This window comes from Leclercia sp. S52, assembly GCF_039727615.1.
Lineage (GTDB): Bacteria > Pseudomonadota > Gammaproteobacteria > Enterobacterales > Enterobacteriaceae > Enterobacter > Enterobacter adecarboxylatus_B.
Window position 1 is genome coordinate 381,822 of record NZ_CP152474.1, and the last position, 22,865, is coordinate 404,686.

At 47.7% G+C, this 22,865-nt stretch carries 23 protein-coding genes and 1 pseudogene; 9 read left to right on the plus strand and 15 right to left on the minus strand.

The features are described from left to right. Positions 1-90 precede the first annotated feature (90 nt). From AAHB66_RS01760 to AAHB66_RS01770, 3 genes are all read left to right on the plus strand, one after another. Entirely contained in the window at positions 91-384 is a 294-nt protein-coding gene (locus tag AAHB66_RS01760) for a co-chaperone GroES (RefSeq protein WP_032616151.1), read from the plus strand. 44 nt (positions 385-428) lie between these two features. Next, positions 429-2,075, plus strand: coding sequence for a chaperonin GroEL (gene groL / locus AAHB66_RS01765; RefSeq protein WP_347114999.1), 1,647 nt, complete (start codon positions 429-431; stop codon positions 2,073-2,075). Positions 2,076-2,213: 138 nt separating this feature from the next. Beyond that, positions 2,214-2,567 (plus strand): DUF4156 domain-containing protein, encoded by a 354-nt coding sequence (locus AAHB66_RS01770; protein WP_333853561.1) that lies wholly within the window; start codon positions 2,214-2,216, stop codon positions 2,565-2,567. Positions 2,568-2,615: 48 nt separating this feature from the next. Here AAHB66_RS01770 and yjeJ read toward each other — a convergent pair whose 3' ends face one another. The 8 genes from yjeJ to AAHB66_RS01810 all read right to left on the minus strand — a co-directional run bounded on the left by yjeJ (position 2,616) and on the right by AAHB66_RS01810 (position 12,833). Then, positions 2,616-3,479, minus strand: a complete 864-nt coding sequence (yjeJ, locus tag AAHB66_RS01775) for a YjeJ family protein (protein ID WP_347115000.1) — start codon at positions 3,477-3,479, stop codon at positions 2,616-2,618. Positions 3,480-3,504: 25 nt separating this feature from the next. Next, positions 3,505-5,622 (minus strand): peptidase domain-containing ABC transporter, encoded by a 2,118-nt coding sequence (locus AAHB66_RS01780; protein WP_347115001.1) that lies wholly within the window; start codon positions 5,620-5,622, stop codon positions 3,505-3,507. Then, the gene (locus AAHB66_RS01785; protein WP_347115002.1) at positions 5,615-6,901 is read right to left on the minus strand and encodes an HlyD family secretion protein; all 1,287 of its coding nucleotides are present in this window, start codon (positions 6,899-6,901) and stop codon (positions 5,615-5,617) included. Before AAHB66_RS01785 ends, AAHB66_RS01780 begins: the two co-directional genes overlap by 8 nt. Positions 6,902-7,100: 199 nt before the next feature. After that, entirely contained in the window at positions 7,101-7,463 is a 363-nt protein-coding gene (locus AAHB66_RS01790; RefSeq protein WP_347115003.1) for a hypothetical protein, read from the minus strand. Between the two features lie 428 nt (positions 7,464-7,891). After that, positions 7,892-8,923, minus strand: a complete 1,032-nt coding sequence (locus AAHB66_RS01795; RefSeq protein WP_347115004.1) for a fimbrial protein — start codon at positions 8,921-8,923, stop codon at positions 7,892-7,894. 17 nt (positions 8,924-8,940) lie between these two features. Continuing rightward, positions 8,941-11,481 carry a fimbria/pilus outer membrane usher protein gene (locus AAHB66_RS01800; protein ID WP_347115005.1) on the minus strand — a complete coding sequence of 847 codons (2,541 nt, stop codon included), beginning with the start codon at positions 11,479-11,481 and terminating at the stop codon, positions 8,941-8,943. 33 nt (positions 11,482-11,514) lie between these two features. Continuing rightward, positions 11,515-12,210: a molecular chaperone gene (locus tag AAHB66_RS01805; RefSeq protein ID WP_347115006.1), complete on the minus strand. Its 696-nt coding sequence runs from the start codon at positions 12,208-12,210 to the stop codon at positions 11,515-11,517. Between the two features lie 62 nt (positions 12,211-12,272). Continuing rightward, positions 12,273-12,833 (minus strand): fimbrial protein, encoded by a 561-nt coding sequence (locus AAHB66_RS01810; RefSeq protein ID WP_347115007.1) that lies wholly within the window; start codon positions 12,831-12,833, stop codon positions 12,273-12,275. Between the two features lie 837 nt (positions 12,834-13,670). Between AAHB66_RS01810 and AAHB66_RS01815 the strand changes: the two genes are divergently transcribed. After that, positions 13,671-14,249 carry a winged helix-turn-helix domain-containing protein gene (locus AAHB66_RS01815; RefSeq protein WP_347115008.1) on the plus strand — a complete coding sequence of 193 codons (579 nt, stop codon included), beginning with the start codon at positions 13,671-13,673 and terminating at the stop codon, positions 14,247-14,249. A gap of 47 nt (positions 14,250-14,296) precedes the next feature. Here AAHB66_RS01815 and epmB read toward each other — a convergent pair whose 3' ends face one another. Continuing rightward, entirely contained in the window at positions 14,297-15,325 is a 1,029-nt protein-coding gene (gene epmB, locus AAHB66_RS01820; protein WP_347115010.1) for an EF-P beta-lysylation protein EpmB, read from the minus strand. A gap of 40 nt (positions 15,326-15,365) precedes the next feature. Here epmB and efp point away from each other — a divergent pair, with 40 nt between their 5' ends. The 3 genes from efp (at position 15,366) to ecnB (ending at position 16,382) form a co-directional block, all read left to right on the plus strand. Continuing rightward, the gene (gene efp / locus AAHB66_RS01825) at positions 15,366-15,932 is read left to right on the plus strand and encodes an elongation factor P (protein WP_010427766.1); all 567 of its coding nucleotides are present in this window, start codon (positions 15,366-15,368) and stop codon (positions 15,930-15,932) included. A 66-nt stretch (positions 15,933-15,998) separates the two neighbouring features. After that, positions 15,999-16,130, plus strand: coding sequence for an entericidin A/B family lipoprotein (locus AAHB66_RS01830; RefSeq protein ID WP_347115011.1), 132 nt, complete (start codon positions 15,999-16,001; stop codon positions 16,128-16,130). 105 nt (positions 16,131-16,235) lie between these two features. Further along, the gene (ecnB, locus tag AAHB66_RS01835) at positions 16,236-16,382 is read left to right on the plus strand and encodes a lipoprotein toxin entericidin B (RefSeq protein ID WP_106994025.1); all 147 of its coding nucleotides are present in this window, start codon (positions 16,236-16,238) and stop codon (positions 16,380-16,382) included. A gap of 49 nt (positions 16,383-16,431) precedes the next feature. On the opposite strand, the gene AAHB66_RS01840 is transcribed toward ecnB, so the two are convergent. Continuing rightward, the gene (locus AAHB66_RS01840; protein WP_347115012.1) at positions 16,432-17,010 is read right to left on the minus strand and encodes a LuxR C-terminal-related transcriptional regulator; all 579 of its coding nucleotides are present in this window, start codon (positions 17,008-17,010) and stop codon (positions 16,432-16,434) included. Between the two features lie 272 nt (positions 17,011-17,282). Here AAHB66_RS01840 and sugE point away from each other — a divergent pair, with 272 nt between their 5' ends. Beyond that, positions 17,283-17,600: a quaternary ammonium compound efflux SMR transporter SugE gene (gene sugE, locus AAHB66_RS01845; RefSeq protein WP_347115013.1), complete on the plus strand. Its 318-nt coding sequence runs from the start codon at positions 17,283-17,285 to the stop codon at positions 17,598-17,600. Here sugE and blc read toward each other — a convergent pair. From blc to frdA, 5 genes and pseudogenes are all read right to left on the minus strand, one after another. After that, positions 17,597-18,127, minus strand: coding sequence for an outer membrane lipoprotein Blc (blc, locus tag AAHB66_RS01850; protein ID WP_347115015.1), 531 nt, complete (start codon positions 18,125-18,127; stop codon positions 17,597-17,599). The genes sugE and blc overlap by 4 nt on opposite strands. An 88-nt stretch (positions 18,128-18,215) precedes the next feature. Further along, the gene (gene frdD / locus AAHB66_RS01855) at positions 18,216-18,575 is read right to left on the minus strand and encodes a fumarate reductase subunit FrdD (RefSeq protein WP_347115016.1); all 360 of its coding nucleotides are present in this window, start codon (positions 18,573-18,575) and stop codon (positions 18,216-18,218) included. Between the two features lie 10 nt (positions 18,576-18,585). Beyond that, on the minus strand, positions 18,586-18,981 hold the full coding sequence (frdC, locus tag AAHB66_RS01860; RefSeq protein ID WP_347115017.1) for a fumarate reductase subunit FrdC: 396 nt from the start codon (positions 18,979-18,981) through the stop codon (positions 18,586-18,588). Between the two features lie 10 nt (positions 18,982-18,991). After that, complete coding sequence (locus tag AAHB66_RS01865) at positions 18,992-19,726, minus strand: succinate dehydrogenase/fumarate reductase iron-sulfur subunit (RefSeq protein WP_039028428.1); 735 nt, start codon at positions 19,724-19,726, stop codon at positions 18,992-18,994. Then, positions 19,719-21,510: pseudogene (gene frdA, locus AAHB66_RS01870) on the minus strand (fumarate reductase (quinol) flavoprotein subunit). Before frdA ends, AAHB66_RS01865 begins: the two are co-directional and overlap by 8 nt. A 310-nt stretch (positions 21,511-21,820) precedes the next feature. On the opposite strand from frdA, the gene epmA reads away from it, so the two are divergent. Then, on the plus strand, positions 21,821-22,798 hold the full coding sequence (gene epmA / locus AAHB66_RS01875; RefSeq protein ID WP_347115018.1) for an elongation factor P--(R)-beta-lysine ligase: 978 nt from the start codon (positions 21,821-21,823) through the stop codon (positions 22,796-22,798). The last annotated feature ends 67 nt before the right edge of the window (positions 22,799-22,865 follow it).

Below are 22,865 nucleotides of genomic sequence, written 5' to 3' on the forward strand. Positions count from 1 at the left end.
ATCCCCATCTCTCAGGGCACTAGCCGGAAAACCGCTTACGGCCCGGCGTCACCCATAACTGATAATGACTTTCTCAAAGGAGAGCTATCAATGAGTATTCGTCCGTTACATGATCGTGTGATCGTCAAACGTAAAGAAGTTGAAACCAAATCTGCGGGCGGTATCGTTCTGACCGGTTCTGCAGCAGCAAAATCAACTCGTGGCGAAATCATCGCTGTCGGTAAGGGTCGCATTCTGGAAAACGGAAATGTGCAGCCTCTGGACGTTAAAGTTGGTGACATCGTCATTTTCAACGATGGCTACGGTGTGAAGTCCGAGAAGATCGACAATGAAGAAGTGTTGATCATGTCCGAAAGCGACATTCTGGCAATTGTTGAAGCGTAATCCGCGAACGACACTGAACATACGAATTTAAGGGAAAGATTAAAATGGCAGCTAAAGACGTAAAATTCGGTAACGACGCTCGTGTGAAAATGCTGCGCGGCGTAAACGTACTGGCAGACGCAGTTAAAGTGACCCTGGGCCCGAAAGGCCGTAACGTGGTTCTGGACAAATCCTTCGGCGCGCCGACCATCACCAAAGATGGCGTTTCCGTTGCGCGTGAAATCGAGCTGGAAGACAAGTTCGAAAACATGGGTGCCCAGATGGTGAAAGAAGTTGCCTCTAAAGCGAACGACGCTGCGGGCGACGGCACCACCACTGCAACCGTACTGGCGCAGGCTATCATCACCGAAGGTCTGAAAGCCGTTGCTGCGGGTATGAACCCGATGGATCTGAAACGTGGTATCGACAAAGCTGTCGTTGCTGCTGTTGAAGAGCTGAAAGCGCTGTCCGTACCGTGCTCTGACTCTAAAGCGATTGCTCAGGTTGGTACTATCTCCGCTAACTCCGACGAAACCGTAGGTAAACTGATCGCTGAAGCGATGGATAAAGTCGGTAAAGAAGGCGTGATCACCGTTGAAGACGGTACCGGTCTGGAAGACGAACTGGACGTGGTTGAAGGTATGCAGTTTGACCGCGGCTACCTGTCCCCTTACTTCATCAACAAGCCGGAAACTGGCGCAGTAGAACTGGAAAGCCCGTTCATCCTGCTGGCTGATAAGAAAATCTCCAACATCCGCGAAATGCTGCCAGTGCTGGAAGCCGTTGCGAAAGCAGGCAAACCGCTGGTTATCATCGCTGAAGACGTTGAAGGCGAAGCGCTGGCGACCCTGGTGGTTAACACCATGCGTGGCATCGTGAAAGTGGCTGCGGTTAAAGCACCAGGCTTCGGCGATCGTCGTAAAGCGATGCTGCAGGATATCGCAACCCTGACTGGCGGTACCGTCATCTCTGAAGAGATCGGTATGGAGCTGGAAAAAGCGACGCTGGAAGATCTGGGTCAGGCGAAACGCGTTGTTATCAACAAAGACACCACCACCATCATCGATGGCGTGGGTGAAGAAGATGCCATTCAGGGCCGTGTTACTCAGATCCGTAAGCAGATCGAAGAAGCGACCTCTGACTACGACCGTGAAAAACTGCAGGAGCGCGTAGCGAAACTGGCAGGCGGCGTGGCAGTTATCAAAGTCGGTGCTGCTACCGAAGTTGAGATGAAAGAGAAGAAAGCACGTGTTGACGACGCCCTGCACGCGACCCGTGCTGCGGTAGAAGAAGGCGTGGTTGCGGGTGGTGGTGTTGCTCTGGTTCGCGTTGCAGCGAAACTGACTGGCCTGACCGCTCAGAATGAAGACCAGAACGTGGGTATCAAAGTTGCGCTGCGCGCAATGGAAGCTCCACTGCGTCAGATCGTTTCCAACGCCGGCGAAGAGCCGTCTGTTGTAGCAAACATGGTGAAAGCGGGCGAAGGTAACTACGGTTACAACGCGGCGACTGAAGAATACGGCAACATGATCGACTTCGGTATCCTGGACCCAACTAAAGTAACCCGTTCTGCTCTGCAGTACGCGGCATCTGTTGCTGGTCTGATGATCACTACCGAGTGCATGGTTACCGACCTGCCAAAAGGCGACGCGCCTGATTTAGGTGCTGCTGGTGGTATGGGCGGTATGGGTGGTATGGGCGGCATGATGTAATCATGTTGTTCTGCTCCTCGCAGAAATAAAAAAACCCCCGGTCAGAAATGATCGGGGGGTTTTTCTTTTGGTCATCTTTTTAGTATAAGGTTTAGACGCGGGCAGCACCTGCCCAGCTTATTGAAAACGAGGAATAACATGCGCGTTAACGTTTGTGCAGGGATTGTGGGAGCAGCGCTGCTGCTGGCGGGTTGCAGCTCCGGCAATGAGCTGTCTGCAGGTGGGCAGAGCGTTCGCTTTGTAGAAGATAAGCCGGGAAGCGAATGTCAGCTGGTTGGCACCGCAACGGGCAAGCAAAGCAACTGGCTCTCAGGTCAGCATGGCGAAGAGGGCGGCTCAATGCGTGGTGCGGCGAATGGCCTGCGTAACCAGGCTGCCGAAATGGGCGGAAACGTGATTTATGGTGTGAGCAGCCCGACCCAAGGTTTGTTATCAAGCTTTGTTCCGACCGCCAGTGAAATGCAGGGCCAGGTTTATAAGTGCCCGAATTGATATAGCCAAGGTAGCCCTCTTCAGAAGAGGGCTATTTCAGTACCGATGTTATGCATTAACGGCTGGCTGCATTTCAAGACAGAATGCGTGCAGGGCACGGAGGTATTCTTCTTTTGACAGCACCCCTTCCTGAGCCGTAGCTACTGGCCGATAGAATGTCTGGCAAACGCGGAACTTCTGCTGAATGGCCTGAAGCCCAGGGGTCAATGACGCGACCCGACTGATAAGGTTTTCAATTTCTGCGGTACCCGGCGTAATATTGGTCTTAAGTACAGTACCGGCCATAATTTGTTTGCCTTTATCCGTTTCGAAAACATACAGAACCAGCATATGGTTTAAGAATAAATTCTGTTTCCATACCTCATGTTCGACATGGCGATAATTCAAATATTCAAGATTCGTTAAGTCAACGAAATAAAGCATAATAAAGTCGAGTAGGGAACCTATCACTTGCATCGTCTCTTTATCACCACTGGTATTAAGTGCCTGGTTCAGTGCCAGCAAAAGAAACTCTACTTGTGTATCTTCAATATGAAGAGTCACGACGCTATTGTTTTGTAACATAACAATTAGCGTAAAATGTTCGTCACTGAATTTTGGCGCTAACGATGCGATTTGATCCTGTAAGTCAGGTTGTTCTAATTCTTCTAATTTTATTTCTGGTGTGTTTTGCAGCATTAGTTCGCTGTCAGCCTGAATTTGTGACTTATAAATATCACCTTTATCTTGTAAACGCTGTACCGTAATCATCATACGGTGTCGAAGGATAGAAAGTAAATCCACAAGCGTATTTACAGATAAATATAAATTCTGAATTTCATTAGAGTCAGATTTAACCTTTAACATCATTAACGCCAGACGATTATTATACTTAATCGATGCTGTATTCAATCCTTGTACTTTAATGGTCATAACTAATTCCTTTTAATTTAGTGTGTTACGCTGCAGGAGCGTGCTTAGACAGATCGATAATACGGTCTGCGGAAGCGATAGTAGATGGCCGGTGTGCAATAATGATACGCGTTATGCTCAAACCAGATATAGCCTTGTTAATGCTGGCTTCGTTATTAAGATCCAGATGACTTGTTGCTTCATCCATAAACAAAATGCTTGGCTTACGGTAGAGCGCACGGGCAATAAGCACACGCTGTTTTTGTCCGCCGGAAATCCCTAACCCAAGCTCTCCTATAAGCGTTTCATAACCCATCGGCATATTCATAATTTCATCATGAATATTACTTCTACGTGCGCACTCTTCGATGAATGACTGATCCGGATTATCGTCGAAACCGCTGATATTTTCAGATATAGAACCTGAGAACAGTCGATCTTCCTGAAGCACGCAGGCCGTACAAAGGCGGAAGTTATTCAGGCCAATTTTATCTATCTGTAGGTTATTTGCCAGAACATCACCATGCGTAGGCGCTAGCAGGCCACTCATCACCTTAAGCAATGTCGTTTTACCAATACCTGACGGACCTACGAGCGCGACTGATTCGCCTGGGGCCACTGTAATATTCAAATTTGAAAATATGGGCTGAGCGAAAGGATCATACTGATAAGTTAAATTTTTAACTTCAAGCTTAACGCCATGATTTTCTTCAAATACCCGACGTAAAGGCATCTCCTTTTCAGGTTCATTAAAAGCGATTTCTGAGAGACGTTCGTTATGCAAAGATAACATACGCAGCTGCATGAAGAGATCTATCAAGCCGCTAGCCCGTTGCGAAAACTGCCCACGATAGGCATTAAAGGCCATGAACATACCGAGTGTCATTTTGTTATCAATGACCATCAAAGCACCCAGCCCCAGTATGACCACCTGATCAATGGACGAAATGAAGGTATTGATGCCGCTGAATAACATATCGAAACGCGTTTGCTTTATACCTGCATTACAGGCATCAATATTTATGTTGAGCCAGTGCTGGGAACGACGCTCTCTCAGGTTTAATGCTTTAATCGTTGCGATACCGTAAAGCGACTCCATAAAATGTGAATTGGAACGGGCGCCTTTGACCACCTGTTCTTCTGAGACACGACGGTAAAAACGGTAGGTTGCCAGGCGCATAACGGCATAACAGGTTGTAAAACCGACAACCACCCACACTAACCAGCCACCATAAAGCGTCAGCATGATGAGAAGGCCAATGGTCATAATGGTGTCGATAACACCGCTAACGATACTGTTCGTGAAAGTAGAACGAATAGTATCTAACGATGAAAAGCGAGACTGTATATCGCCCAGTTGCCGTTTTTCGAAAAACGACAGTGGCAAGCTGACCAGGTGATCAAACAGGGAGGTTTTCCATTGGATATTAGTAAGTGTGTTTAATGTGAGTGAAGTCCACGCTCGTAACATACTAATAAAGGCGCGAAAAAGCGTGAATGAAACCAATCCGATACAGATTACGGCTAAAAGATTTTGGTCGTGCGCAATGATTACGTGGTCCGTCACTAATTGCGTACCGACGGGAATCAACAGGCCGATAGCCTCGATTACAACAGATAAAGCAAATATTTTTACTAGCGCAGCTTTTAAACCAACGATATTACGCATCAAATCAAGTAAGCGAAGTCTTGATTTGACCTTTTCTTGCTTGAAATTGTGATCGGGCCAGAGTTCTAAGGCAATACCCGTAAAATGATTAGACATTTCCTGCATGCTAATAATGCGCTTACCAAGCGCAGGATCATGCACGACAAAACTGGACTTACGAACTTTGGTTAATACAACGTAATGGTTCATTCCCCAATGAATGATACAGGGCAATTTGAGTTGATTAATTTCATCAAGATCTAAGGACAGTGCCCGGTTTTTCAGTCCCGCATATTCAGCTGTTTTGCTCAACGACAAAAGTGTCACGCCGTGGGAAGGGCTGCCATATTTATTACGGAAGTTAAATAAATCAATGCTATAACCATAATAACCAGAGATCATCGCCAGGCAGGCGATGCCACATTCTGCCGCCTCTGATTGAATGATTACCGGCGTTTTTCTTCTCAACGAAAAATTGAGTTTAGAAACAATACTTTTGAATAAAGTCTTATCCATGAATTGGTCCACTCACGCTTTGTGAAATTTTAATCAGTGGGGTAAACATCCACATATAGAGAGGTCTTTCCTCAAGAAAAACTATTGCCTGGGCTTTAAGCCCATTTGTTAGCGTGAGTTCTTTTCCATTGTATTTAAATGCCGTATCTTTAATTTTAACAATGCACTTATAAAGTGCTAATTCCTGCTGATTCATACCAGATGAAACATTCGTATATTCACCCATTTCTTGCCGGGATGCGGGTACTGATGAAATTGATACGATTTCGCCCGGGAACTGCCCGAATTTATCGGAAGGAAACGCATCATAACGTATGTTCATTATGTCACCCGGCTTGACATACGGAAGGCTGTTGTTTGGCAGCCAAACAACTAAAAAATATTCAACGTTTTCGATTGGCTTGATTTGAACGAGGCTGCTGCCCTTGTCCACCATCTGGCCAACAGTGACGGTCAGTGATTCAATTCTTCCGTCTGTAGTTGCTTTGATGACTAAATGGCCGTTAGCGTTAGACTCAACCTTCTGATTTTTGTAATCATTAATCGTGTTTTTTTGGCTTGAGATTTGATTGTCAAAATCGGCTCCCTTGACGACCAGATCGCTTTTCAACTGGGTAAGCTGTGTTTCGAGTTGCATTCTTTGGCTGACAAGCGACTGATAAGTACTCTGCTGCTGAAAATAAAGGGAATGCTGATAATTATATTGGTCTTTAGTTATAAGACCTTTCTTGAGATACGTATCGTAGCTGGAAAGGTTTTCGCGCATTTTTTGCAGCCCTTTGCCAGTGTCCAATAACATTGTTTTAGTCTCTTTAAGAGAATCTTCATATTGCTTTTGTTGCTTAGCTAATGCTTCAAGCGTCTCTTCTTTATTTTTCAGCGTCTTACTGACTATTTCATCTGCGTTGGCAATTTTTTCATTGATGACCTGAGACATTGCCTCGTTGACATTTTCATAAAGCGTAGAGCGTGAAACATCCAGTTCGTAGAGTGGCGTTCCTTTTTTTACAATTTCGCCATTTTCCACAAATTTATTAGTGATGAAGCCTTGTTGAGGTGCAAAAACATTAATAGAATGCGGCAGGGTAATGACCTCGCCTCTGACATCTATACGTTGAGTATATTTGCACTTGGTTAAAGTCAATATTAGTATGAATAAAAATAAAAATGAAAATGCAACAATATATCTGGTTGGCATGCCAGCTAAAAGCAAAGCCTTCCCTTTCCAGTAATTCTTTTTATATTCAATCGCTTCCTTTCGATATAATTTATTTGTCATCGGTGATCACTTTTATATAGCTGCCAGAATTTAACCGTTATCAGTGGAGTAATCGATCTGAACGGGGCGCAACTTATTTATTACAATCCTTATAATTTAGAAAATAAGTTGTTGATTAGCTAAAACGTATGTTATATCAAGAAAAACATACAGGACCATATGGTCCTGTATGCAAAGTCATTAGTCAATGTAGTATTGATTAATAAGGTTTAAAGCCGCCCGCAGTACCATCGAGGATACCGTCGATCAGACGAGTGATCTGGCCGTTGATATAGTCAGCGCCGTTATAAACGCCCATGATGCCGCCAAACAGAGCACCCTGGATACCGCCCCACAACGCACCTACACCGATTGCGATGTTAGCGAAACCGAGAAGGTCGCCGGAGCTGCCTGAAGCCAGACCGCCCTGCAGCGCACCACCGGAAGCGTACCCGATCAAACCGATGGCACAACCAACAACACTGTCAACGATACCAGCAAACAGGCCCTGAGAACCATCCAGAATCTGGCGTACACCTGCACCGGAAACATTGTTCATTTCTACGACTGTTAATTCTTTCATTTTTTAATCCTTTAAAATTTGTTAGGCAAAACTTTATTCTCTGAACAGGTCTTTATCCAATAAAGTTCTACGAAGAAATAATCACCCTACCACTTATCGCTTTATGGGCAACTTTCGAAAACGATTGTAGCCAAAAAAATAAATTTCCCAATAATGATTTCGTATAAATCATGTTTTTTTAGTATTCATTTATCTGAAGTCATCACTTTCATATCTAAAAAATGTTAATGACAAAATAGTCTCGTTCTGGATAGGTGAAAGATTGTGATTAAATCTTTAATTTATTTAAGTAAGGCTTAACTTCTGCTTTGCCAGAAGGTGCTTCATAAATACCAATACGAGTACACAGGATGGCTGTTCATAAAAATGAAATCAGCCAGGACAAACCTGGCTGATTTAGTATAAGCAATACAGTTGCTATTAAATGACTATCTTTCTTGCAGTACGATTTCGAACATGGCCCTAACCTGACCAACCGTTACCGTTTCTCCAGTACGAATATAATCGGCATTGAACGTCAACTGCTGAGTTGCCTTCGCACTTAAAATTGAGTAACTCGTATAATCATAGAATTTAATCGGTGACATATCCTGTTTAAGGATGAAGCCTGTCCCCCCAGCACCACCAGCGGTCGTAGGTATGGAGTTGAGTAATACGCCATTTTTTGAAGATGAGTTTTCAGTCAATGGGTTAAACCAATAGATAAATGAATTCCCTACAGATGTTTTAGGACAATCGACCTGCATCGTGAATGATTTTTGATTACCCGTTGCTGTACCAGAAAGAGTAGCCACAAGCTTCGATACTTTGATTTTGTCCAGCGTAATGGTGCTACCACCCACGGCTTTTATATCGCATGATGTCTGTCTAAAAGTAAAGGGACCAAAAGTCAGGTTCGCCCTTAACAGCCTTGCGGTTGTAGAGTTACTTTCCACCTGTGACACTGAACCTGCTCTGTACGAAACTGCCAGCGTTTTTGCAGTCGTAACACTGGTATCAATATCTTCATTAGTTTTGATTAACCATACGATAAGCTGCTGTACAGCCGAAGACGTTGAATTGAGCTTCCAGGCATTTACTGTGCCAAATTCCACTGGGCTAGGGCGGAAGTTTGTTCCTTTGATAGCATCTGAAATTTGAAAACCAATACCTGGAATCCCCGTTTCATAGACTTTACCGCCCTGAATACCTTTAACGCCAACAGCTTCTGCCGTTGGTGTCATTGGAAGCACAGCATAAACATCGCTTGGGCCACAATTATAAAAAGTTTTCATATTTGCGACGTTACCGCCGATTTTTTTGGCGGCTAAAACGGTACCAGTGGGTATAGTCGCATCTGATAAAATTTTCATGCCACTCAAGTTAAAGCCCACCGACTGCTCTGAGCCTTTATATTCGCATGTGGCGCTGGCTTGATGATAAAAACACATTAAGCCAATAAGAGTAATGATTTTTCTCATGATCTTATATTTCCTTATTATCGGCAAACGACGGTTGATTGCGCAATATTCCCTGGTACCATCGACAGACTATATGTCGCTGAGCACTGCTGCTCAGGTTTGCTTCCCCATTGAGCATATACCTGACCGTTATCTTTCAGGCCAGACATATAAACCATGCCGCCGTCAGAGACGATACTCGCCTGGGAGTCTTTCCTGGTGTCTGTTGTTACCGTTGAACCATAAGGAACAAATCCACCTGTAGGCAGTTTTAAGATAAGGAATGCACGATGTCCTATATTACCTTCGAAGTTAGCCCGTGTGATTGCGCCACGTGTCGGAACGATCTTCTTAGTGGTTTTTGGCAGTTCCATATTTTCAGCCAGCGTCGTGCTATCCAATGAAACACTGGTACGACGATAAGGATTCAGGTAAGGAACAATAGCGTAACCACGATAATCGGTTTCAATACTTGGATCATTTTCCAGACGAACATGACTCAGCCCTGGAGCCTTAACTAATGCAGCTGTGTCTGACATTTCTTGCCCAAGCGTAATACCATCAGCATGAACAAGAACCCCACCACTGGCACCATAGTTGATCAACTGGCTCTCTTTATTGTAGCTATAGCCAGCATTAACGGAGCCTAAAGAACCTTTATAAGTGCTGGAAACTCCGCCGCTTGCGCTTTCGCGATTGCTATAACCCTGCTGCACGTTCCAGTCGAGATTATTATTCTCCAGTGCAACGCCACCCAATGATACGTACTGTTCAGTCGAGCCTGGGTTACTGTTGTTCAGAGCATAAGTAGCATAGGTGTTCGGAATCCAATCACCCAGTGGAACAGAAACTGACAATGAGAACAGATGGTCATCTTCTTTAACACGATCGGACCGGCTGTTTTCCCATGAATAACGGTTGTAACTATAACCTAAGTAATAGTTAAGGCGTTTCCAACCGCCATTATAGCCAACGCTAAGCGAACTGTTACGTCTCTTATTATTCCAGTAATCTTCAAAGACGCCTGAAATTGAAATACTTCCCAACCCTTCACCGAGGCTTTGGTTTACAGTGAGGTTTGTTCTGTTACGCACCGACCTTGTCGACGAGTTGGAAATATTATTATTATAGGAATCGAACACTTCTGCTAAAGTATTAAATCCTTCAGTCGAATAGCGATAACCTGCTACTGTAATATTCGTGCCGGTTTCAAGAATATTTTTACCGTAGCGAATACGCCAGGATTGACCTGACGTTTTAGCAGCATTTTTTAATTGGGACCATGCCTGGGTAATGTCCGCCGAAATCGCCCCGAACTCTGCCAGGTTATGACCTATACCAAGCGCGATTGATTTATACTTCGAAGCAGCCTGTAGGCCACTATAAAATGTTGTGTTAGTGAGGGCACCATAAGTGATTGTCGCCTGGGTAAAGGGCGTTTCATCGGTGGCTTTATCATAAGGGCGGTACTTCCCGCTCGTGATTTCATATTGCATTTGCCCTTCACGAAGCATCAATGGCAGAGAAGCAAAAGGCACGATAAATCTTTGCTGAGTACCATCTGACTCTTCTACAGTAACATATAAGTCACCATTACCGCCGGTAGCGTACATGTCGCTGATTTCAAATGCGCCTGGTGCCACGAAAGCCTGGTACACTTGATAACCATTTTGCTTAACCACAACGCGGGCGTTTGTTTTTGCGATACCGCGAATGACTGGTGCATAGCCACGCTGGCTTTCAGGAAGCATCTCATCATCGGAGGCTAATTGAATACCGGTGAAAGGAACACCATCAAAAATCGTTGATAGGGATGAACTTTCACCAACGACTAATGAGCTTTTAAGAGGAATGATGTTCCTCTGGGCGTACAAATAAACGGAATCCCATTTCCCTTTTCCGCCCGCTTCTTTACTCCATGCGCCAAGGTTTCTGAGACGCCACGCTCCAACGTTTAAGCCGGACTGAAGGTTAAGATTGTAGTTTTCATCTTTAGTCTTAAAGTCCTGACCGCCAGTAAACTGATAGTTCGCAAGTAAAGCGTTGATACCTTCGTCATACTCTTCAGGCGAAATAGTGCCTTGTGCGATGTTAACAAGCGCAGCTTGAGGTATGGAAATAAAGAGCTGCTGCGTATTAAAGTTAAATTCAGTTTTGAAATCAGGGATGCTGCTGGTATTAGTGCAACCATTAGCATCCTCTTTCAGACCAGGGAAAGCGGCGATCCGCACACCATAGCTTTCTAATTTCTTAATACTCAGGCATGGAACAAGGGTTGCCCCCTCGCTGCCGCTGGCTTCTACGAAGCGTATTGTACTGGATTCCTGAAAGTCATTATTCAGTAATACTTCAACACGGTATTCTCCCGGCGCCTGGGAGTCTTTATTGGAATATGCCGATAAATCGAGCGGCGAAGTTGAGTCACTTTGACCCACTGATTTTATAAATGCAGGATCAAAAAAATCTCGAGCCAGGGCATTATTATTACTTAAGCTGATAATCAAAGCCGGTACCAGAGCGACGTATTTAGGCGTATTTCCGGTAAATAAATAAGTTTTTTTCTTATTTTGCAGAGACATGTGTTCACCCTGAACATTCAATAAAAAAATAAATCATCTAATTGATGATGTGTTTATGGATCCCATGCCCCCATGCTCGGTAGCGATTCTCCACTCTATTTGTTTTCCGCTAACGTCGAAGGGCAACTTATAATCTTGTGTGGAATAAGGCCCAATGTGGGGTATGGCGTTCATAAATTCTTTGTTATTGATCTTAACGGATTTAAAATAAATAAAAAAAGGAGTCGGGTTTTTTAGAGTGATAGTCGTCCCGCTTTTTTTCCACTCCAGTTTTTTTACTTCATCATTAATATTGATGTTCTGAATGGCTTTTGGCCGATAGATCAGTCTCATTCTGTGACGCACTGCCAGTTGCAGCGTATTTTCGCCATCAACGCTATCGCTCGATGGTGGAATCGACATAATGTTGAAGAAATAAAGTGAGTCACGATCCTTCGGTGCGTTTGAGATATAAGCGTTAGGAAAAACCCTTACGGTATTCCTCTGCTTAGCTTCCAGACGGAAAAGGGGTGGGGTAACCATGAAATAACTATTGCTGGCGCCTTCAGGAGGCTCAATCCATGATTTCATTAAATACGGCGTATCATCTTTATTTTCATACTGAGCACTGATTTCTCGTGCGCCTTCTTTATAAAGATAACGAGTTGATTCGACGACAACACCTGCGTTAGCCATATAGCTAACGGATAAGACTAAGGTAGCCGATAATTTAAGTAATGACTTCCACATGATGATATCTCTATATAAAAAAAAGAGCCCCCCCGCGCAAGCAGGTGGCTCTTTTGGAAAACTTAGTAAGTGATAGTAAAGGTAGCTACGCCTTTAACATCATCTGGGGTAACACCTTCAGCAGTTTTAACGTATGCTGCTTTGTAGTTCAGCATAGTTGGGGTGCCAGCGGTGTAAGAAACAGTTTTAGAACCGGTGCCGTCGAATTTAACGCGGGTAGAGTCGCTGTGAATCATTGCAATAGCAGCGTTGGTTGCTGGGCTTGCAGCTTCGTTGCTCAGTACATCCGGGGTACCAGAAATGTAGTTGCCGGTAACGTTCACGCTCAGGTCACCAGTAAAGTCTTCGCCTGCTTTTTTGCAGTCTTCAACTTTATAAGTAATGTTTTTTGCTGAAGCCATTGCCGGGGTATTGATAGCCAGAGCTTCCAGTGCAGATGCTTTGATATCATCCAGAACTACGGTGCCGCCAGTGATAGCGCCGCCTGGGGTCACGTTACAGGACTCGTCAGTATCAGTAACGGTACCGTTAATAACCAGCTGAGCATTGTTACCGGCGGCGAAAGCCTGAACGCTCAGTACGGATGCTGCTGCAACAATAACTGCCAGAATATTCTTTTTCATTTGCTAAATCCATATTTAACTAAATTTCAATTCCCATTTTAAATAGAAAGCCTTGTAAGGTGATCTATGCAGTCTTTCTATTTGTCTTTGGCTCTATGAGTCCGTTTGTTTCTTTTCGCTATCTCAAAAAAACAAAGCCTATTACCTAGCACGCCGTAGGAATAAGCATTAAATCGAGACGCATTGAGCTGAGAAGGAATTTATAGATTCGACTGGCAATATGCATGTGAATTATTTTGAATTTAACTTCACTTTTTGTGCTGCTACGCCTATTCATTTTTATATGTTTTTTAAATGTGGGTGTACATTTTGTTTGTGAATTTAATATGTGTTGTGAATTTTGATTTTTCACTTATATGTTTAGCGTATGATTTTCTACCGCAAAGACAGATAAGCCGCTATTGTTATTAAAATGTTATTTATTCGATAGGGTTCAATGTGCTATTCGTGTTAGCGCCTTCTCTGGGATTTGAGAATCTTGCGATAAATTATTCAATATCTATATGGGCGAGAAAAATAGGCTCAGAAGCGAGAAGTCTATCCTAATCTATTGAATTTTAAGAATTATGGTAATCAATCCTTCCGTCAATATTTAATCTGACAATATTCTCATTTTAGTATTAATAAAAGGTGAATACTTGTGTCATCATCTCTTTTTCGCGACAGTAGAAGGTCTACCGCAAGGAAAAACACTTATGGTATGATTCTTTTTTCAAAGTATGAATAGTATGAAGTTAAGCTGTACTTGCGGTTCTTTACTGGCTGGATGCCAAACGAACTTCAGGGCGTACTTACTATTATTGTCAGTATTGAACGTACAAGGAAGGTAAGCGAACAATGATATGTAATTTATTTATTATTAATGAAGAAGTCATTTTTAATGCGAATGTTTTCGAATTAAGACCGATTAACAATCGAGATGAGGTGATCACCTTAAATGCACCCACTGCTCGATGCTTAAAACTTCTGCTTGAGAGAGTGGGGCAAGTTGTATCGCGTGAAGACTTTATGCAAGAGGTATGGCAGGCCCGGGGAATCGTCGTATCACAAAATACGTTTTATCAAAACATATCCTTGCTTCGTAAATCACTTCAGCAAGTAGGATTAAACGCAGATATTATCGCTACCGTACGTGGAGTGGGATTCATTTTCTCACCTGATGCTCGTGTACAGTTTGTGGAAGATGAAAAGTCTCCGGCTTATGTTGCTGTAAATATGAATTCCGATCGTGCTGAGCCCCATTTAAATACGGGAGTCATTAATAGCACGTTGCTACTTAATAATGAAAATACTAATAAAAATTTATCGGTTCATTTGGAAAAGACACATCTTAAAATTCCAAAATGGGTCATCGTTTTAATAATTTTCTGTGTTGCTCTTGAGATTTTTTCGTTAATTTTACGCTATATCGAATAGCTGGTTTACATCTCATGTCTGGTTTGAATCAAACCAGACATGAAACACTATTGCTGCTTCAATCCCAGATCCAATGGCGTCTTACTCGGTTCCCCACCAATCTCACGTGCGAGTTTAGGGACCATGTAACCGGAGACCAGCGTCAGCAGTTCACGCATGATCGCGCGGGCTTCCTCATCGTTCACCATAAAGTGTGCGGCACCCTGAACTCTGTCCAGCACATGAATGTAGTAAGGCATCACGCCGGCATCAAACAGAGCATTGCTCAGGTTGGCGAGCGTTCGGGCATTATCATTAACGCCGCGCAGCAACACGCTCTGGTTGAGCAGCGTTACGCCTGCCTGACGCAGAAGCGCCATTGCCGCGCGGAATTCTTCATTTATCTCGTTAGCATGATTGATATGGTTAACCAACAAGATTTGCAGCGAAGAGCGCGCCAGCCTTGCGCTGAGCGCTTCAGTAATACGCGCCGGGATCACAATGGGTAAACGGCTATGGATACGTAACCGCTTAATATGCGGAATTGCTTCCAGCTGGGTGATGAGCCAGTCCAGTTCGTGATCTTTCGCCATCAAGGGATCGCCGCCGGAAAAAATAATCTCATCCAGCTCAGGATGATCGGCAATGTAGTCGAGTGCCGCCTGCCAGTTGCGCTTGTTGCCCTGATTTTCCGCATACGGAAAGTGACGTCGGAAACAATATCGGCAATTCACCGCGCAGCCGCCCTTCACCAGCAGCAACGCGCGATTGCGGTACTTATGCAGTAAACCGGGAACCACACTGTTCTGTTCTTCAAGGGGATCGGTGCTGAAACCGGGGGCAGCGATAAACTCGTCCTGTGCGGTAAGCACCTGTTTTAAGAGCGGATCGTCAGGGTTGCCCTTTTCCATACGTGCCGCAAACGCACGCGGAACACGCAGGGCAAACAGGCGTTTCGCATCACGTCCGGCGAGGAGTTTTTCATCAGCGTCCAGATTTAAAAGACGCAGGAGTTCATCAGGACTGGTGATTACATCGGCAAGTTGCAATAACCAATCTTCTCTGGATGGGGTGTTTAGGGTTACAATATGCGCCATTTTGTGGCTTAGCTACCAGTTAACAATTTCAGAGGGCCTTATGGCGACTTACTATAGCAACGATTTTCGTGCCGGTCTTAAAATCATGATGGACGGCGAACCGTACGCGGTTGAAGCCAGCGAATTCGTTAAACCAGGTAAAGGTCAGGCATTCGCACGCGTTAAGCTGCGCCGCCTGCTGACCGGTACCCGTGTAGAGAAAACCTTCAAATCCACCGACTCCGCTGAGGGCGCAGACGTTGTAGATATGAACCTGACCTACCTCTACAACGACGGTGAATTCTACCACTTCATGAACAACTCCACTTTCGAGCAGCTGTCAGCTGACGAGAAAGCGGTTGGTGACAGCGCTAAATGGCTGCTGGATCAGGCGGAGTGCATCGTGACCCTGTGGAACGGCCAGCCTATCGCTGTGACCCCGCCAAACTTCGTTGAACTGGAAATCGTAGAAACCGATCCAGGTCTGAAAGGTGACACCGCAGGTACTGGCGGTAAGCCAGCCAAGCTGTCTACCGGTGCAGTGGTTAAAGTTCCGCTGTTCGTTCAGACCGGCGAAGTCATCAAAGTGGATACCCGCTCTGGTGAATACGTTTCTCGCGTGAAGTAATTCACTTCGGGATGAGAGGCGCAGTGTTGTGCTGCGCCTTATCAATCTAAAGAAGGTTCATGGACGATGCCGCGCACAATCAAAATTCTTCTACTGATGATTCTTGCCAGCTCACTGCTTTCCGGATGCAATACCGCCCGTGGCGTCGGGGAAGACATCAGAAGCCTGGGTCATGCTATTTCGCACGCCGCCTCCTGATATTTCTACTTTTCCTAAAAATTCTTCCTTTTCCGTCACTCGCCAGGATCCTGGCTATGCTTATGTAGCTGTACACAATAACTTTGGCTAAAAAAGGAAGACATTATGCTTAAGAAAACATTTGTAGCGATCTTTTCTGTTTTGGTGCTTTCGTCAGTACTAACTGCCTGTAATACCACTCGCGGCGTCGGCGAAGATATCTCTACTGGCGGCAGCGCGATCTCTGGTGCGGCAACTAAAGCACAGCAGTAATCTTGGGCGGTACGGGGCTGAATATGTCTCCGTACCCTCAGTTTTCTGCTCAGGGCAGCGACAGGAAAGGCGAGTATCGCGTATCCATGTGCAATTTCATCCGAATATTGCGTTTGTAGGTGTAGACCGTTTTCCCATGAATGCTCAATTTGCTGGCAATTTTCTGGTTGCTTGCACCCTCCATCCACAGCGTTAACACTTTCTCTTCCTGGCGTGTCAGCAATGGCGTAGCGGCAGGTGCAGGCTCGTTGATTCCCTTTGAAGCTAACGCGGCATTAATTGTTTGCGCCAGTAGCTCAAGCGATGTCGTTTTGGCTAACGATGCCCACAGAGGAAATGTATTCATAAATGCCGATACTTCAGGTTGCTCTTCTGCATGTAGCAAAACAAAAGGCACGGTTTCACTGGCGCTCATCAGAATAGAGAGCTGCTGGATGTCTGACGTAAATCCCTGCAAATCTGCAATCACCAGCGTGGGTTTCCACTGCAGAATATGTTCCCTGGCCAGAAAGAGATTGTTTAGGCCCGTCACCAGTACCGGGGAGGGGAACAGCCCTGAATGATTGATCCACATTTCCAGGCCCATGCGGGTGTAATGACACCGGTCAATCAAAAGAATTTTGAACATTAGGTTTTCACAATCGGCAAAGTGTAGTCGCTTCCTGCATTCAGAAAGTGCCTCAATAATAAAGAAGTCGGATGAGTGATAAATGATGGAATTTCGCTGCGAATTACGTCTATTTCTTGCTTTCAATCGCTTAACTGGGGGCTGAAACAAACAGGTTGAAAAATGAATTCATGCTCTTCACAATAAGCAATTCATCTGTCTTATGGGACGACCCATAAGCACTTCTTTCATCGGGGACGGCCCCAGACTGTTGTTTAAGTTAAGGAGCCTGTATGTCCTGGTTTATTCTTGTTATTGCCGGTTTACTCGAAGTAGTGTGGGCCATTGGCCTGAAATATACTCACGGGTTTACGCGTCTCACGCCGAGCATTATTACCGTTTCTGCCATGATCGTGAGCATTGTGCTGCTCTCATGGGCCATGCGTTCGCTGCCCGTGGGGACGGCGTATGCGGTGTGGACGGGGATTGGTGCGGTAGGGGCAGCCATTACCGGCATTTTACTGCTGGGTGAGTCTGCGAGCCTGGCGCGTATTGCCAGCCTCGCATTAATTGTCGCCGGTATTATTGGACTTAAACTTAGCACCCACTAATGGGGCTGTTCAATCCAGACCAACTGGCTGACATCAAAGCCCTGCCGGATGGCAGAATCCAGTAATCTCTGTTTCATCTCATCTGAAATCGTTGGTGTGCGGGAGAGGATCCACAGGTAGTCACGATTGGGCCCGCACACCAGCGCATGCTGGTAATCCTTATCCAGCGCAATCACGTTATAGCCGCCATAAAAAGGACCGATGAAAGAGACTTTCAACGCTGCGGTGTCAGACGCGCCGGTAAAGTAGGCTTTCCCCGTCACTTTTTGCCACATGTCGCGTTCAGGGTTATAGCCCCGGTTGATAACCTGGATCCCGCCGTCGCTCATCAGGCTGTAGTGGGCCGTCACCTTTTGCAGGGCGCTTTCAAAGCGGTGGTCAAAACGGGCAATTTCATACCAGGTGCCCATGAATTGCCGGGCGTTGAAGGGGCGGACGACGGTCACGCCAGGGGGCGGGGTGGGAGCACTACAGGCAACAACCAGAAATGCAGCGGCAACGGCGGCGATGACGGGCAGGATGCGCATAGGCGTTTCCTTACAGGATTTTTGTTAAGTGTAGAACCTGTCAGGAATTTTGCTCTCCCACCGGCAGGCGGGAGAGCGGGGGGAGAGATCACATAAAGACCACGGCAACCAGGGTGACCACGCTCAGAATGGCCGCCAGTCCGTAGAACACCCATTTCCCGTTAGGGACGTGGATCTTCAGGTCGTGCATGGCGTGATGGATACGGTGCAGACCACACCACAGCGGCAGAACAATCATCAGGAAGATGAATACCCGACCAATAAAGCTGTGGGCAAAGGCCAGTACCCGCTCATAGCTCAGCGCATCGCCAGGGTAGAGCCCCAGCGGCAGCATAATGCCCACCAGCAGAATAATGACCGGCGCGATAATGGCGCACCACATGCCACCTGCCCCAAAGAGTCCCCAGAAGACGGGCTCGTCAGAACGTTTTGGAGTTGGATTAATCACAGTGGTCTCCTTACCAGAACAGGGCTACGCCAAGAATTACCACGGTCACGACCGCAGTTACCGCCCAGAGCCCTTTAATGATTGGCTCTGGCCCCAGTTTTTCGTTTTTGACGATAATATTTGCCGCTTTCGGCGCCAGTTCAAACCAGGTTTTGGTATGCAACAGCGCTGCCGCCAGCACGATGATATTCAGGATCACCACAATCGGATTCTGCAGGAACCCAACGAAGCCGGCCCAGGTTTCCGGACCGTGCTTAAGGGCAAACAGGCCGTACATCAGTTCGATGCTGAACCACACCGCCGGCACTGCCGTGCTTTCACGCAGCATATAGAAGCGATAAAACGGCAGATTTTTCCACCAGGTGGACGGCATTGGCCGTACATAGGCTTTGCGTTTAGTCGTCATCATGCACTCCTTAGCGTGGTTTCAGGGTGGCGATAAGAAAGTCTTTCGAGCTTTCTACTTTGCCCTGTTGGATCGCGGCGGCAGGGTCGACGTGCTTCGGACAGACTTCCGAGCAGTAGCCGACAAAGGTACAGGTCCAGACGCCGTTCTGGCCGTTCAGCTGCGCCATACGTTCTTTCTTACCATGATCGCGGCTGTCTTCGTTATAGCGGTGCGCCAGGGTAATAGCGGCCGGGCCGATAAACTCCGGATTCAGGCCAAACTGCGGGCAGGCGGCATAGCACAGGCCACAGTTGATACAGCCGGAGAACTGGTGATACTTGGCCATCTGCGCCGGGGTCTGCTTGTTCGGCCCCTGATCTGGTGTGCGCGGATTGCCAATGATGTACGGCTTAATGGCTTCCAGGCTTTCGATAAAGTGGGTCATGTCGACCACCAGATCGCGCTCAATCGGGAAGTTAGCCAGAGCTTCGACCTTCATCCCTTTCGGATATTCACGCAGGAAGGTCTTGCAGGCCAGCTTAGGCACCTTGTTGACCATCATCCCGCAGGAGCCGCAAATCGCCATCCGGCAGGACCAGCGGTAGCTCAGGTCCGGCGCCAGGTTGTCTTTGATGTAGCCCAGCGCGTCCAGCAGAGAGGTCTGCTCATCGTAAGGGACTTCATAGAACGTGCTGTGCGGCGCGCTGTCCACTTCCGGGTTGTAGCGCACCACTTCTACTTTCAGAGTTTGCATCTCAGCCATTTGTCGTCTCCTTCTTCTCGGCTGCTTCCGCTTCTGCACCGTAAACGCGTTTCGCTGGTGCCAGCGTGGTGATCTTCACGTCGCTGTAGTCCAGACGGGTAGTGCCGTCTGCGTCGCGATAAGCGAGGGTGTGCTTGAGGAAGTTAACGTCGTCACGCTCCGTACAGCCTTCGTCCAGACGCTGATGTGCGCCGCGCGACTCTTTACGCGCCATGGCGGAGTGCGCCATACATTCGGCAACGTTCAGACCGTGGCCCAGCTCAATGGTGTAGAGCAGATCGGTATTGAAGACGCTGGAGGTGTCCGTCACACGCACGCGCTTGAAGCGCTCCTGCAGCTCAGCCAGCTTGTCGATGGTTTTCTGCATCAGCTCCGGCGTACGGTAAATACCGCAGCCTTCTTCCATGGAAAGCCCCATCTCATCGCGGATCTTCGCCCAGCTCTCACTGCCTTCCTGATTGACCAGATTCTTCAGGCGCTGCTCGATATCGGCAACCTGCGCATCAAGCGCGGCACCGTTAGCGGCACCGGCAGTCGCGGCGCGCGCCATGGCCTGCTCGCCCGCCAGGCGGCCAAACACCACCAGCTCGGCCAGCGAGTTAGATCCCAGGCGGTTAGCGCCATGCAGGCCGACGGAGGAGCATTCGCCCACCGCAAACAGGCCTTTAATACGGGTTTCGCACTGCTGATCGGTTTCGATACCGCCCATGGTGTAGTGCGCGGTTGGACGTACCGGAATTGGATCTTTAACCGGGTCGACGCCGACATAGGCTTTCGACAGTTCACAGATGAACGGCAGACGTTCCAGCAGTTTTTTCTCACCCAGGTGGCGCAGGTCGAGATAGACCACATCGCCGCGTGGCGTAGGGATGGTGTTGCCTTTGCGCCACTCATGCCAGAAGGCCTGAGAGACTTTATCGCGCGGGCCAAGCTCCATATATTTGTTCTTCGGCTCACCCAGCGGCGTTTCCGGGCCCATGCCGTAATCCTGCAGATAGCGATAGCCATCTTTATTGACCAGAATTCCGCCTTCACCGCGGCAACCTTCGGTCATCAGGATCCCGGAGCCCGGCAGGCCGGTCGGGTGATACTGTACAAATTCCATATCGCGCAGCGGAACGCCGTGTTGCAGCGCCATGCCCATCCCGTCGCCGGTCACGATGCCGCCGTTGGTGTTGTAGCGGTAAACGCGGCCGGCACCACCGGTCGCCATCACCACGGCATTGGCGCGGATCTGAACCAGCGTGCCTTCCATCATGTTCATCGCCACCAGGCCGCGGGCCTGGCCGTCGTCAACCAGAATGTCGAGGACGAAATGTTCGTCGAAGCGTTGGATCTGGGGGAACTGCAGTGAGGTCTGGAACAGGGTGTGAAGCATATGGAAGCCGGTCTTATCGGCGGCAAACCAGGTACGCTCAATTTTCATGCCGCCGAAGCGACGCACGTTGACGCTGCCGTCATCACGGCGGCTCCACGGACAGCCCCACTGCTCCAGTTGGGTCATCTCCGTCGGGCAATGATGTACGAAATAATCAACGACATCCTGTTCGCAAAGCCAGTCGCCACCGGCTACGGTGTCGTGAAAGTGATATTCAAAGCTGTCATGATCCTGCGCGACTGCGGCGGACCCCCCCCTCTGCGGCGACCGTGTGGCTGCGCATTGGATAGACTTTTGAAATCAGGGCAATTTTAGCGGTTGGGTTAGCCTGGGCTGCAGCAATTGCTGCGCGTAATCCCGCTCCGCCAGCGCCAATAATGGCAAGATCGGCTTGAAAGGTATGCACGACATTCCTCCAGATTTTTGATATTTCGCATCTCACCTACCTTAAGGTAGTGCACGGCCCGGGAGGGCAAATGCGAAAGCGATTCCACTGCTCCTTTATGGGTAACGCAGTATAGCCGTAGGAAAGGAAGGGAAATTTGACGTGTTCGATTTTTTTGCGGTTCTTTCCTTCGATTTATCATTCCAATTGATGAATCACGTCACGAAATTATTGGAAGTTATAAAAACCCCAAAATTGACTGTGCAAAATTTGTCTCTGCCATGGGTTACGAGTAGACTTCGTCCCCTTGTCTGAAATCGGAGAAATTCTCATGAGCGAAACGGCCACCTGGCAGCCGAGCGCATCCATCCCCAATCTGTTAAAACGCGCAGCAATTATGGCGGAGATTCGCCGCTTCTTTGCCGACCGCGGTGTGCTGGAGGTGGAAACGCCCTGCATGAGCCAGGCGACGGTAACGGATATTCATCTGGTGCCGTTTGAAACCCGTTTTGTTGGCCCTGGTCACTCCCAGGGAATGAATCTCTACCTGATGACCAGCCCGGAATACCACATGAAGCGCCTGTTGGCGGCGGGATGTGGGCCGGTGTATCAGCTGTGCCGCAGTTTCCGCAATGAAGAGATGGGGCGTCATCACAACCCGGAATTCACCATGCTGGAGTGGTACCGCCCGCACTATGATATGTATCGCCTGATGAATGAGGTGGACGATCTGCTGCAGCAGGTGCTGGAGTGCCCGGAAGCCGAAACTCTCTCTTATCAGCAGGCTTTCCAGCGCCATCTGGAGATTGATCCGCTCTCGGCGGACAAAACCCAGCTGCGCGAAGCGGCGGCAAAACTGGATCTCAGCAACGTTGCCGATACAGAAGAAGATCGCGACACGCTGCTGCAGCTGCTCTTTACCTTTGGCGTTGAGCCGCAGATTGGCAAAGATCGCCCGACCTTTGTCTATCACTTCCCGGCAAGCCAGGCGTCACTGGCGCAGATCAGCACCGAAGATCACCGCGTGGCGGAGCGTTTCGAGGTTTACTTTAAAGGTATTGAGCTGGCGAATGGTTTCCACGAACTGACCGACGCCCGCGAACAGCAGCAGCGTTTCGATCAGGACAACCGCAAGCGTGCCGCACGCGGCCTGCCGCAGCAGCCTATCGACCACAATCTGCTGGGCGCGTTAAAAGCCGGTTTGCCGGACTGCTCCGGCGTGGCGCTGGGTGTCGATCGTCTGGTGATGCTGGCGCTGGGCGCCGAACAGCTGGGTGATGTGATTGCGTTTACCGTAGATCGCGCTTAAGCGTTTGCCGGGTGGCGCTGCGCTTACCCGGCCTACTAAATCGTAGGCCTGTGCAAGCGAAGCGCCG

What these genes read in the sequence shown, in the direction of transcription:
- AAHB66_RS01760 (WP_032616151.1), top strand. Translation starts at nt 91, where the DNA reads ATGAGTATTCGTCCGTTACATGATCGTGTGATCGTCAAACGTAAAGAA.
- groL (WP_347114999.1), top strand. Translation starts at nt 429, where the DNA reads ATGGCAGCTAAAGACGTAAAATTCGGTAACGACGCTCGTGTGAAAATG.
- AAHB66_RS01770 (WP_333853561.1), top strand. Translation starts at nt 2,214, where the DNA reads ATGCGCGTTAACGTTTGTGCAGGGATTGTGGGAGCAGCGCTGCTGCTG.
- yjeJ (WP_347115000.1), bottom strand. Translation starts at nt 3,479, where the DNA reads ATGACCATTAAAGTACAAGGATTGAATACAGCATCGATTAAGTATAAT.
- AAHB66_RS01780 (WP_347115001.1), bottom strand. Translation starts at nt 5,622, where the DNA reads ATGGATAAGACTTTATTCAAAAGTATTGTTTCTAAACTCAATTTTTCG.
- AAHB66_RS01785 (WP_347115002.1), bottom strand. Translation starts at nt 6,901, where the DNA reads ATGACAAATAAATTATATCGAAAGGAAGCGATTGAATATAAAAAGAAT.
- AAHB66_RS01790 (WP_347115003.1), bottom strand. Translation starts at nt 7,463, where the DNA reads ATGAAAGAATTAACAGTCGTAGAAATGAACAATGTTTCCGGTGCAGGT.
- AAHB66_RS01795 (WP_347115004.1), bottom strand. Translation starts at nt 8,923, where the DNA reads ATGAGAAAAATCATTACTCTTATTGGCTTAATGTGTTTTTATCATCAA.
- AAHB66_RS01800 (WP_347115005.1), bottom strand. Translation starts at nt 11,481, where the DNA reads ATGTCTCTGCAAAATAAGAAAAAAACTTATTTATTTACCGGAAATACG.
- AAHB66_RS01805 (WP_347115006.1), bottom strand. Translation starts at nt 12,210, where the DNA reads ATGTGGAAGTCATTACTTAAATTATCGGCTACCTTAGTCTTATCCGTT.
- AAHB66_RS01810 (WP_347115007.1), bottom strand. Translation starts at nt 12,833, where the DNA reads ATGAAAAAGAATATTCTGGCAGTTATTGTTGCAGCAGCATCCGTACTG.
- AAHB66_RS01815 (WP_347115008.1), top strand. Translation starts at nt 13,671, where the DNA reads ATGATATGTAATTTATTTATTATTAATGAAGAAGTCATTTTTAATGCG.
- epmB (WP_347115010.1), bottom strand. Translation starts at nt 15,325, where the DNA reads ATGGCGCATATTGTAACCCTAAACACCCCATCCAGAGAAGATTGGTTA.
- efp (WP_010427766.1), top strand. Translation starts at nt 15,366, where the DNA reads ATGGCGACTTACTATAGCAACGATTTTCGTGCCGGTCTTAAAATCATG.
- AAHB66_RS01830 (WP_347115011.1), top strand. Translation starts at nt 15,999, where the DNA reads ATGCCGCGCACAATCAAAATTCTTCTACTGATGATTCTTGCCAGCTCA.
- ecnB (WP_106994025.1), top strand. Translation starts at nt 16,236, where the DNA reads ATGCTTAAGAAAACATTTGTAGCGATCTTTTCTGTTTTGGTGCTTTCG.
- AAHB66_RS01840 (WP_347115012.1), bottom strand. Translation starts at nt 17,010, where the DNA reads ATGTTCAAAATTCTTTTGATTGACCGGTGTCATTACACCCGCATGGGC.
- sugE (WP_347115013.1), top strand. Translation starts at nt 17,283, where the DNA reads ATGTCCTGGTTTATTCTTGTTATTGCCGGTTTACTCGAAGTAGTGTGG.
- blc (WP_347115015.1), bottom strand. Translation starts at nt 18,127, where the DNA reads ATGCGCATCCTGCCCGTCATCGCCGCCGTTGCCGCTGCATTTCTGGTT.
- frdC (WP_347115017.1), bottom strand. Translation starts at nt 18,981, where the DNA reads ATGACGACTAAACGCAAAGCCTATGTACGGCCAATGCCGTCCACCTGG.
- AAHB66_RS01865 (WP_039028428.1), bottom strand. Translation starts at nt 19,726, where the DNA reads ATGGCTGAGATGCAAACTCTGAAAGTAGAAGTGGTGCGCTACAACCCG.
- epmA (WP_347115018.1), top strand. Translation starts at nt 21,821, where the DNA reads ATGAGCGAAACGGCCACCTGGCAGCCGAGCGCATCCATCCCCAATCTG.